The following is a 1,736-nucleotide window of genomic DNA, read 5'->3' as shown; positions in this document are numbered from 1 at the left end:
AGAAGTCGTTGCTCTATCGATCATGGTGGGCGTCAGTTCGACTGGGATGACACGGTCGGATGATCGGCGGCACGCGCGCGCATGAAGGCAGGGCCTCCGAGGCAGTGCGGAGTTGTTGAAGCCACGCACGCTCCGGAGGCCCTGATGCCGCAGTCTTTCGTCTCTGTGCCGGCCGCGTCCAACTGGCCGTCCCTGTCGTGTGATTGTCTCGCTCACCGGTTCGGGAATGCGGCTGACCATTCGGACCGGCGGCCGGTGTACCCCACGGACATGTCGGATGCGGAGTGGGCGTTGGTGCGCGATTCGATGCCCGTGCCCGGTTGGCTGGAGGGGCGCGGCGGGCAGCCGGAGGGCTACTGCCACCGGCAGATGATCGACGCGGTCCGCTACCTGAATGACAACGGCTGCAAGTGGCGGGCAGTGCCGGCGGACTTCCCCGCATGGGACCGCGTCTACGCCTTCAACCGGCGCTGGCGGGTCAAGGGCCTGCTGGGCGAGTTGCACGACCGGCTGCGCGGGCAGGTCCGCGAGGACGCCGGACGGGACCCGGAGCCGACTGCCGGCATCATCGACTCGCAGAGCGTGCGCGGCTCCGCCCACGTGCCGAAGGCATCATCGGGCTACGACGCCGGCAAGCGGACCCCGGGCCGCAAGCGCCACCTGCTGGTGGACTGCCTGGGTCTGCTGCTGGGGGTCATGGTCACCGCCGCGAGTGTGCAGGACCGCGACGCCGCCCGCCCGCTGCTGCAACGCGCCCGCGTCCGCTTCCACCGTCTGGCCCTGGTCTGGGCGGACGGCGCCTACACCGGCGCGCTCGTGACCTGGGCCGCTGAGAAACTGCACCTGAGACTGCAGATCATCAAGCGGTCCGACGACATGTCAGGCTTCGTGGTGCTGCCGCGCCGATGGGTGGTCGAGCGCACCAACGCCTGGCTGATGCGCACCCGCCGCCTGGCGCGGGACTACGAGGGGCTGCCGGAAGTCCACGAGCAGATGGTGGTGTGGTCGATGACCACCCTCATGACGCGGCGGCTGGCCCGTCGGCGAGCCTGAACCGGCCCTGAACCGGCTCGACCAGCCAGCCCCGCTCCACCAGCCGCTTCGCAACATGCCGGACCCGGCCCTCGATGTTGTTCTTCGTCACCTCCATCCCCAGCGCCACCGCGATCTCCGGGCAGGAACGCGTCATCGATACCCCGCCCGCCTCTGCCGCCGTCACCAGGACCTCCACCACCGCGCGGTAGTTCTCCCGCAGCACCCCCCGGTCCAGGCCCGGCGCCCACACCGGCACCGTCCGCACAGGCTTTCCCGACACGACACCGGGCACGACCGCTCCCGACGCTCCAGCAGCCGGCGTCGGGACTGCATCGGCCGCCGCAGCGGCCGCCGCCTCCACGACACCACCAGGCGACTCCGGCTCCGGCAGTACGGGAACCACAGAGCCCTCCCGAAGCACGACGTCCACACGCTGCCTGGCGATCACCCACTCCCGCCACTCCGACTCCGAGTCGGCCAACGCGGCCAGCACCCGGTCCGCCTCTTCCCGCAAGGCCTCCGTGCGCACCCGCGCCGCCAGCTCCCGCTCCTCCAGCATGCCCACCACCGACGGCATTCCAGCACCTCCAGCACGACGACAACCCGACCCAACGAGCCTGCCGCACCAGCACCCACCCCATGCCTGACCAGGAAGAATCAACCGATCAAGCGACGGCCCTTCCGGTTCAGCAACGGCTTCT

2 protein-coding genes are annotated in these 1,736 nt (G+C 70.1%); one reads left to right on the top strand and one right to left on the bottom strand.

Annotation, left to right across the window (positions count from 1 at the left end):
* Window positions 1–270 precede the first annotated feature (270 nt).
* A complete protein-coding gene (locus tag OTB19_RS42670) occupies window positions 271–1,053 on the top strand; it encodes an IS5 family transposase (RefSeq protein ID WP_267804243.1) in 783 nt (260 codons plus the stop codon).
* Here the strand turns inward: OTB19_RS42670 and OTB19_RS42665 are convergent.
* Window positions 1,019–1,612: a hypothetical protein gene (locus OTB19_RS42665; protein ID WP_267804242.1), complete on the bottom strand. Its 594-nt coding sequence runs from the start codon at window positions 1,610–1,612 to the stop codon at window positions 1,019–1,021. The genes OTB19_RS42670 and OTB19_RS42665 overlap by 35 nt on opposite strands.
* Window positions 1,613–1,736 lie beyond the last annotated feature (124 nt).

This window comes from Streptomyces sp. H27-H5 (genome assembly GCF_026627505.1).
Taxonomy (GTDB): domain Bacteria; phylum Actinomycetota; class Actinomycetes; order Streptomycetales; family Streptomycetaceae; genus Streptomyces.
This window is presented reverse-complemented; position numbering and strand designations above follow the sequence as displayed.

Coding starts and splice junctions, on each gene's coding strand:
- OTB19_RS42670 (WP_267804243.1), top strand. CDS start 271: ATGTCGGATGCGGAGTGGGCGTTGGTGCGCGATTCGATGCCCGTGCCC.
- OTB19_RS42665 (WP_267804242.1), bottom strand. CDS start 1,612: ATGCCGTCGGTGGTGGGCATGCTGGAGGAGCGGGAGCTGGCGGCGCGG.